At 71.5% G+C, this 9,077-nt stretch carries 5 protein-coding genes, 2 tRNA genes and 1 pseudogene; 7 read left to right on the top strand and 1 reads right to left on the bottom strand.

The genetic code is table 11. From position 1 onward, the window contains the following. The 5 genes and pseudogenes from GTW43_RS04620 to GTW43_RS37855 all read left to right on the top strand — a co-directional run. Window positions 1-307: pseudogene (locus tag GTW43_RS04620) on the top strand (hypothetical protein); the annotation flags it as partial. Between the two features lie 284 nt (window positions 308-591). Beyond that, window positions 592-2,799, top strand: a complete 2,208-nt coding sequence (locus tag GTW43_RS04615) for a DEAD/DEAH box helicase (protein ID WP_161300329.1) — start codon at window positions 592-594, stop codon at window positions 2,797-2,799. 173 nt (window positions 2,800-2,972) lie between these two features. Then, a complete protein-coding gene (locus GTW43_RS04610) occupies window positions 2,973-4,517 on the top strand; it encodes an amino acid permease (protein WP_237536407.1) in 1,545 nt (514 codons plus the stop codon). Window positions 4,518-4,604: 87 nt separating this feature from the next. Then, a tRNA-Lys gene (locus GTW43_RS04605) sits at window positions 4,605-4,677 on the top strand. A gap of 162 nt (window positions 4,678-4,839) precedes the next feature. Then, window positions 4,840-7,059, top strand: a complete 2,220-nt coding sequence (locus GTW43_RS37855) for a choice-of-anchor A family protein (protein WP_237536406.1) — start codon at window positions 4,840-4,842, stop codon at window positions 7,057-7,059. A gap of 76 nt (window positions 7,060-7,135) precedes the next feature. On the opposite strand, the gene GTW43_RS04595 is transcribed toward GTW43_RS37855, so the two are convergent. After that, window positions 7,136-7,486: a helix-turn-helix transcriptional regulator gene (locus GTW43_RS04595; RefSeq protein ID WP_161300330.1), complete on the bottom strand. Its 351-nt coding sequence runs from the start codon at window positions 7,484-7,486 to the stop codon at window positions 7,136-7,138. 221 nt (window positions 7,487-7,707) lie between these two features. Here GTW43_RS04595 and GTW43_RS04590 point away from each other — a divergent pair, with 221 nt between their 5' ends. Both GTW43_RS04590 and GTW43_RS04585 read left to right on the top strand, forming a co-directional pair. Continuing rightward, complete coding sequence (locus GTW43_RS04590) at window positions 7,708-8,934, top strand: alginate lyase family protein (RefSeq protein ID WP_161300328.1); 1,227 nt, start codon at window positions 7,708-7,710, stop codon at window positions 8,932-8,934. 65 nt (window positions 8,935-8,999) lie between these two features. Further along, window positions 9,000-9,073: transfer RNA gene (locus tag GTW43_RS04585), tRNA-Met, on the top strand. Window positions 9,074-9,077: the final 4 nt, after the last annotated feature.

Genomic DNA, 9,077 nt, shown 5'->3' with positions numbered 1-9,077 from the left:
GGACCGGGCGGACCGCGACGCGGACACGGCGCAGGACGACGGCAAGGGCGGCGGCGCCGAGGCCTCCGCGTCCGCCACGCGCAGCGCCCGCCCGACCCGTCCGGGCCCGGGGAAGCCCACCACGGGCCGCCCGGGCCCGCCGCACACCACGCGGCCGGACCCGACGCCGACCGAGGACCCCACGGAGCCCGAGACGCCGTCGCCGGACCCCACGACCGCGGAGCCGTCGTCCTCCGCGCACCCCCAGGCGGGCGCGGCGCGCGTCATGATGGTGGAGCCGCAGCCCCGCGCGGGAGCGCCGGCCTAGGGCCTGCCGGCCTGTCTTCGGCCTGTCCGGGGGCCGGGTCGGGCCGGGTGCCAGCCCCCCCGTGTGAGCGGGGTCTCAGGCGGCGCATTTGCCTCGGGGGTGGGTGGGTGCGTATGGTGGTAGATCGTTTGATCCCATTTGCCCGGCGCCGTAGAAGAGAGCGCCGCGTGGCGCGTACTCTCCCTTGCCGTGGCTGGACCGCATTGAGGCGGTCGATTTGCAAGTCTGCGAATACACGGAGTTGACGGGCGCGTGCCGAGACTCCGGAAGGTTTCGCATTTCGCATGTCCATTTCTCATTCTGACCAGTCCGTCCTGCCCGCGAACGACGAGGTCGACGGCGGCGCCGTCCAGGCCATCGCGGTGGACGAGACGACCGACGCCGTAGCCGTCGGCGAGGCCACCGAGCCCGCCGAGCCCACGATCACCTTCGCGGACCTCGGTCTGCCCGAGCCGGTCGTGCGCAAGCTCGCGCAGAACGGCGTCACCACCCCCTTCCCGATCCAGGCCGCGACCATCCCGGACGCCCTGGCCGGCAAGGACATCCTCGGCCGTGGCCGCACCGGCTCCGGCAAGACCCTCTCCTTCGGCCTGCCGACGCTGACGCGTCTGGCCGGCGGCCGCTCGGAGAAGCACAAGCCCCGCGCCGTCATCCTCACGCCGACGCGTGAGCTCGCGATGCAGGTCGCGGACGCGCTCCAGCCCTACGGCGACCAGGTCGGCCTCAAGATGAAGGTCGTCTGCGGCGGTACGTCGATGGGCAACCAGATCTACGCCCTCGAGCGCGGCGTCGACATCCTCGTCGCCACCCCGGGCCGGCTGCGCGACCTGATCAACCGCGGCGCCGCCGACCTGAGCAACGTCGAGGTCGCCGTCCTCGACGAGGCCGACCAGATGTCCGACCTGGGCTTCCTGCCCGAGGTCACCGAGCTGCTCGACCAGGTCCCGGCCGGCGGCCAGCGCATGCTCTTCTCCGCCACCATGGAGAACGAGATCAAGACGCTCGTCACCCGCTACCTGAACGACCCGGTCAGCCACGAGGTCGACGCCGCCCAGGGCGCCGTCACGACCATGTCGCACCACATCCTCATCGTGAAGCCCAAGGACAAGGCGCCGGTCACCGCGGCCATCGCCTCCCGCAAGGGCCGCACGATCATCTTCGTGCGCACCCAGCTCGGCGCCGACCGCGTCGCCGAGCAGCTGCGCGACTCCGGCGTGAAGGCCGACGCGCTGCACGGCGGCATGACCCAGGGCGCCCGTACCCGGACCCTGGCCGACTTCAAGGACGGCTACGTCAACGTCCTGGTCGCCACCGACGTCGCCGCCCGCGGCATCCACGTCGACGGCATCGACCTGGTCCTCAACGTGGACCCGGCCGGCGACCACAAGGACTACCTGCACCGCGCCGGCCGCACGGCCCGCGCCGGCCGCACCGGCACCGTCGTCTCCCTGTCGCTGCCGCACCAGCGCCGCCAGATCTTCCGCCTCATGGAGGACGCGGGCGTCGACGCCGGCCGGCACATCATCCAGGGCGGCGCCGCCTTCGAGCCGGAGGTCGCCGAGATCACCGGCGCCCGCTCCATGACCGAGGTCCAGGCCGAGTCCGCGGGCAACGCGGCGCAGCAGGCCGAGCGCGAGGTCGCCTCCCTGACCAAGCAGCTGGAGCGCGCCACCCGGCGCGCCGGCGAGCTGCGCGAGGAGGCCGACCGCCTCACCGCCCGCGCCGCCCGTGACCGCGGCGAGGACGAGGAGGGCGTGGCCGCGGCCGTCGCCGCCGCGGCCGAGGCCGCTGCCGCCGTCGTCGCCGAGGTCCCGGAGCAGCCGGAGCGCTCGTCCTCGTACGAGCCGCGCCAGCGCCGGGACGAGCGGGGCAACTACGAGCGCCGCGACCGCCGGGACAACGACCGCGGTGGTGACCGTGGTGGCCGTTCCTTCGAGCGCCGTGACGACCGTCGTGACGACCGGGGCGGTGACCGTGGTGGTTTCCGTCGCGACAACCGTGACGACCGTGGTGGCCGTTCTTTCGAGCGCCGTGACGACCGCGGTGGTGACCGTGGTGGTTTCCGTCGCGACAACCGTGACGACCGTGGTGGCCGTTCTTTCGAGCGCCGTGACGACCGCGGTGGTGACCGGGGCGGTGACCGTGGCGGTTTCCGCCGCGACAACCGCGACGACCGCGGCGGCTTCAACCGCGACGACCGCGGCGGCCGTTCCTTCGAGCGCCGTGACGACCGTGGCGGCCGTTCCTTCGAGCGTCGCGACGACCGTGGTGGCCGTTCCTTCGAGCGCCGTGACGACCGTGGCGGCTTCCGCCGTGACGACCGTCCCTCCGGTCACCGGGGCAGCGACCGCCCGTTCAACCGTGACCGCCGCGACGACCGTCCCTCCAGCGGCCACCGCCCGTACGGCCGCCGTGACGACCACCGGGGCGCCGGCTCCGGCTCGTCCTTCGGCCGCCGCGACGACAAGCCGCGCTGGAAGCGCAACGGCTGAGCCGCACACGTGAGGTGAGGGCCCGGGAGACAGCGACTGTCTCCCGGGCCCTTCCGTGTATCCCGGTCGCCGTTCTCCGGACCCCGTTCCCCGCTCCCCGTTCTCCGTCCCCCGTTCCGGCCGCCCCGTGATCCACAGCATGCGGGGCGCCCCGCGCGGGCATCGCTGGGGGCATGACAAGTGAAGCGAACAAAGCGATCGGGGTGAACGGGGCGGGCGGAACGGAGGCCGGCCCGGCGGGAGCCGCCTCCGCGGGAGCCGGCTCGGACGAGGAACGGCTCGCCCAGCTCGGCTACACGCAGGTGCTAGCCCGCAGGATGTCGGCCTTCTCGAACTACGCCGTCTCGTTCACCATCATCTCCGTCCTGTCCGGCTGTCTGACGCTGTACCTGTTCGGCATGAACACGGGCGGCCCGGTGCTCATCACCTGGGGCTGGGTCGGCGTCGGCCTGATGACGCTGTTCGTCGGGCTCGCGATGGCCGAGATCTGTTCGGCGTACCCGACGTCGGCGGGCCTCTACTTCTGGGCGCACCGGCTGGCACCGGAGCGGTCGGCGGCGGCCTGGGCCTGGTTCACCGGCTGGTTCAACGTGCTCGGTCAGGTCGCCGTGACCGCGGGCATCGACTTCGGCGCCGCGTCCTTCCTCGGCGCGTACCTGAACCTCCAGTTCGGCTTCGAGGTGACGCCCGGCCGCACGATCCTGCTCTTCGCCGCGATCCTGCTGCTGCACGGCCTGCTCAACACGTTCGGCGTGCGCATCGTCGCGCTCCTCAACAGCGTCAGCGTGTGGTGGCACGTCCTCGGCGTCGTCGTCATCGTCGCCGCGCTCGCCTTCACCCCGGACCACCACCAGTCGGCGTCGTTCGTCTTCGGCGAGTTCGTCAACAACACCGGCTGGGGCTCCAGCGTCTACGTGGTCCTGATCGGCCTGCTCATGGCGCAGTACACGTTCACCGGCTACGACGCCTCCGCCCACATGACCGAGGAGACCCACGACGCGTCCACGGCCGGCCCGAAGGGCATCGTGCGGTCGATCTGGACCTCCTGGATCGCAGGCTTCGTGCTCCTGCTCGGCTTCACGTTCGCGATCCAGTCGTACCAGGGTGCCCTGGACTCACCGACCGGGGCGCCTCCCGCGCAGATCCTCCTGGACGCGCTCGGCGCCACCACCGGCAAGCTCCTCCTCCTCGTCGTGATCGGCGCCCAGCTGTTCTGCGGCATGGCCTCGGTGACGGCCAACTCCCGCATGATCTACGCCTTCTCGCGCGACGGGGCGCTGCCCTTCTCCCGCGTCTGGCACACCGTCAGCCCGCGCACCCGCACCCCGGTCGCCGCGGTCTGGCTCGCGGCGGCGGGCGCCCTGGTCCTCGGCCTGCCGTACCTCATCAACGTCACGGCGTACGCGGCCGTGACCTCGATCGCCGTCATCGGTCTCTACATCGCGTACGTCATCCCGACCCTGCTGCGGCTGCGCAAGGGCGACGCGTTCGAGCGCGGGCCCTGGCACCTGGGCCGCTGGTCGACCGTCATCGGGGTGGTGGCGGTCTCCTGGGTCGTCGTCATCACGGTCCTCTTCATGCTTCCGCAGGTCTCGCCGGTCACCTGGGAGACCTTCAACTACGCGCCGGTCGCCGTCCTCGTGGTCCTCGGCTTCGCCGGTACGTGGTGGGCGGTGTCGGCCCGCCACTGGTTCCTGCGCGGGACGCCGCGCCCGTAGGGGACACCCCCGGGATGCCGATACCCGATCGGCGTCCCGGGATCCTCGGGCTATGCTCGGGGATGCGCCGACGGACGCCGGCGTGCTGGACCCTTAGCTCAATTGGCAGAGCAGTGGACTTTTAATCCATTGGTTGTGGGTTCGAGTCCCACAGGGTCTACGGCTTCCGGACAGCGCCCGGGGCGGCTTCGGCCGGCCCGGGCGCTTCCGCGTTCCGTGGGGAGGGCGTTCGGCGGTACCCCGCGTGACCGTACGGGTGCCCGGTCGGGGTGTCCCGTGCAGGTGGCCGAGAGTGCAGTGGCTCGTTTCATACCTTTCGGCCATGAAAAAACCGATTCTTCAGATGGTCGAGAGACGTCCTGCGGGGCCGCGGCACGGCCTGCGCGCCGCGGCCGGGCTGGCCGGCACCGGGCTCCTCGCGGCCGTGGTGTTCGTCGGCGGTCCGGCGGGCGCCGCCGCGCTCGAGCCCGTCGACATCGGCAACCCGGTGGCCGGGAACAACGGCTTCGGGGTCGTGACCGAGGACGACGCGACGTTCGGCAGCACCGAGTCGGAGGGCCCGGTCGCGGTCGGCGGGAACCTCGCCTTCGGGGACAACTACAACGTCGCCCTGCACACCCCCGGCACGTTCACCGCGCCCGGCGACGCCCGCCCGACGGCCCTGCTGGTCGGCGGCGGCATCGACTACGCGGCCACCAGCGCGGCCGGCGTGATGCAGGTGCTGCAGCAGGGGTACGCCAAGTTCGGCGACACATCCGCCAGTGACGTGCTCACGCAGGACCAGAACGGGGCGAGCGTCGACACGGAGGTCGTGGCCGACGGCGTCGGCTACAACTCGACGCCGCGGGTCCAGCTCACGACCCAGCAGCCGGCCGACTCGGTCACCCAGTCCGGGCTGATGGACTTCGGCTCCCTCTTCTCGACCTACCGCGACCGGGCCGACACGATGGCCTCGTGCGGGACGACGGTGACGCTCCTCGACGGCAACGGCGTCCCGCTGCCCGACCAGAACACCGTGCCCCCCGGCTCCAACATCAAGATCGCGCTCACCCCGGGGCAGACCAATGTGCTGCACCTGACGGGCGAGCAGCTCGACAACATCGACACGCTGACCTTCCTGAACCCGCCGACGCAGGACACGCCCCTGCTCGTGAGCGTCGACACGACCGGCAGCGGCGGCGAGTTCACCTGGCACACGCCCACCATGGCCGGTGTCTCGGGGCAGCAGGCCCCGTACATCCTGTGGAACTTCGCGGACGCCACCGACATCACCATCGCGGACGGCGACACCGTCGAGGGCACGATCTTCGCCCCGCGCGCCAAGCTCACCGACCTCGACCCGGCGAACCTCGAGGGCGACATCATCACCCGCGAACTCGTGGCGGGCCCGCTGTCCGGCGGTTCCGGCGGCGGCCCGGTGAACGCGGGCGAGATCCACTACTTCCCGTTCGACGCCGAGCTGGAGTGCGACTCGGTCCCCACGCCCTCCGGCACCGGCTCGGTCCGTGTCGAGAAGGTCGACAAGGACTCCGGTGACCCACTGCCGGGCGCGGAGTTCCAGCTGTGGAGGGAGTCGAACGGCACCGACGGACTCCAGACCGGTGGCGACGACCCCGACACCGAGGTGGGCGACCCGTGCACCACCGGCGCCTCCGGCATCTGTGAGGAGACCGTCGCTCCCGGCACGTACTACTGGCAGGAGACGGCCGCTCCCGATGGCTACGACCTGCCGGACCCGGCGGTGTTCGGCCCGCTGGAGCTCACGGACGCCAACGCCGGTGCCGGTGTCACGGCGACGGCGGAGAACACGAAGACGCCGGTGAACCCGGACGAGGGCCGGGTGGAGGTGCGGAAGGTCGACGCGGGCACCGGTGATCCTCTGCCGGGCGCGACGTTCCAGCTGTGGCGCGAGAGCAACAGCGAGGCCGGGCTCCAGACCGGCGGGAGCAACGCCGACGAGAAGCTCGGCGACCCGTGCACGACGGGTGCGGCCGGCACGTGCGCGCAGACCGTGCCGACCGGCACGTACTACTGGCAGGAGACGGCCGCACCCGAGGGCTACGAGCTGCCGGACCCGGCGGTGTTCGGCCCGCTGGAGCTCACGGACGCCAATGCGGAGGAGGGCGCCTCGGTGACCGCGCGGAACACCAAGTCGCCGGTGGTGCCCGAGGGTTCGCTCCATCTGAAGAAGTCCGACGCGAAGACCGGCCGGGCCCTCGAGGGCGCCGTGTTCGAGCTGTGGAAGGAGTCGAACGGCCGGGCCGGCCTGCAGACCGGCGGCAGCGACCCGGACACCCTGACGGGCATGGGCTGCGCCACGGACAGCAAGGGCACGTGCGACTTCGACCCGCTCGCGTACGGGACGTACTACCTGCGCGAGACGGCGGTGCCGGAGGGCTACATCCTGCCCCGCAACCCGGTGACCGGCCCGTACGTCGTCGACGGTGCGCACGAGAGCGTCACCGTCAAGGTGAAGAACAAGCGCGGCGAGCCCTGCAAGGGAGGCAAGGGCGGTCCGTGCGACCGGCACGTCAGCTCCTGATCCGTACGGTGGGCCGACCGCCGCGGAACGCCGGTTCCCCGGGCCTGACGTGGTCCGGGGAACCGGCGCGCCTGATTCAGGGCCTGCGCAGCGGGCGGGAGTGGATCTTCGACATGCAGGCCGGGAGCGCCGCGTCGGCGCCGTGCTCCCTGGCCCGGTACGCGCTCGGGCTCTCCCCGACCAGCTCGGTGAAGCGCGTGCTGAACGTCCCCAGGGACGTGCACCCCACCGCGAAGCAGACCTCGGTCACCGACAGGTCGCCGCGGCGCAGCAGCGCCTTCGCGCGCTCGATGCGGCGGGTCATCAGATAGCTGTACGGGGTCTCGCCGAACGCGGCGCGGAAGCTGCGTGAGAAGTGCCCGGCCGACATCAGGGCGTCCTGGGCCAGCGCGGGGACGTCGAGCGGCTCGGCGTAGTCCCGGTCCATCCGGTCGCGGGCCCGCCGCAGCCTGACCAGGTCGTCGAGATCCTGCCTCTTGGGTCGGCTCACGCATCCAGTTTTCCACCGGAGGCCGCGGAGGGGACCCGTTCGCGCGCTTTGGGGAAACTTGACCCGCGTGACGCTCCCTACCGGCGCAACAGATCCTGCGCGGGCCGCGACGGCGGGTGACGCTTCCAGTGACCCTAGGGCCTAACCGGAGGTGTTGCATGGCAGCGGGCACGCGGGCGCGAGCCGTTCTCCTGGGACTGCTGATTCCCGTACTGATGGCCGGCGGCACGGCGTGCGGCGGCTCGGCCGCCACCCGCGCGGAGCTCGCCGCCCGTCCCGAGAAACATCCGGCCGGCCAGACCTTCGCGCACCCCGGCGTCCTGGTCGGCACGGCCCAGCTGACGGCGGCGCGGCAGCACGTCGCCCGCAAGCAGGAGCCCTGGCTGTCCGCGTACCGGCAGATGAGCCGGAGCAAGTACGCGGACCTCGACTACAAGGCGAAGCCGTACGCGGTGGTGGAGTGCCCGCCGGACACCCGGCCGGGGCAGGGCTGCGTCGAGGAGCGTGAGGACGCCATCGCCGCGTACACCCAGGCGCTGCTCTGGAACATCACGGGCAGGAAGGCGCACGCCGAGAAGGCCGTGCAGATCATGGACGCCTGGTCGGACAAGGTGAAGAAGCACACGGAGGGCAACGCCGGGCTCCAGACCGCCTGGGCCGCGACCTCCTGGGCCAAGGCCGCCGAGCTGATGCAGTACACGTACGACGGCTGGCCGGACGGGCAGGAGCTCAAGTTCCAGCGGATGCTGCGCGACGCCTACCTGCCCGTCGTGCAGGGCGGCTCCGCCGACTTCAACGGCAACTGGGACCTCGTCATGGCCGACGCCACGATGAGCATGGCCGTGTACCTCAACGACAAGCCCGCCTTCGACAAGGCCGTGCACCACTTCCGCACCCGCGTCCCGGCCTACTTCTACCTGACCTCGGACGGGAAGCTGCCGGTCAAGCCCGAGGGCAGCGACATCGACACCCCGCAGAAGATCGAGAAGTACTGGTTCGGGCAGACCACGTTCAAGGACGGGCTCGCGCAGGAGACCTGCCGCAACTTCAAGCACGCCAGCTACTCCCTGGCCGCCACCTCCCACATGGCCGAGACCGCCTGGCACCAGGGCGTCGACCTCTACGGCGAGGTGAAGGACCGGCTCGCGGCCGCCCTCGAGTTCCACTCCAGGTACCAGCTCGGCGCCAAGGCGCCGGCCTGGCTGTGCGGCGGCAAGGTGCAGCGGGACATGGGGCCGGACACCGAGGTGGGCCTCGCGCACCTGAAGGGGCGGCTGAAGATGGACCTGCCGCAGACCACGAAGCTCACCCGTCAGGTACGGCCCGAGGGCACCGACGACCTGTTCGTCGCCTGGGAGACGCTCACCCACGCGCGGGCGGCCTGACAGGGCTCCGGAAGGCAATCGATTCGCGTTCACCCACGTCCATGCCGTACTGTTGGTTTCACCGACGCGGGGTGGAGCAGCTCGGTAGCTCGCTGGGCTCATAACCCAGAGGTCGCAGGTTCAAATCCTGTCCCCGCTACTGA

The sequence above is a fragment of the Streptomyces sp. SID5785 genome (genome assembly GCF_009870065.1).
GTDB lineage: Bacteria > Actinomycetota > Actinomycetes > Streptomycetales > Streptomycetaceae > Streptomyces.
The sequence above is the reverse complement of the archived record's forward strand: the minus strand, read 5'-3'. Positions and strand labels throughout refer to the sequence as shown.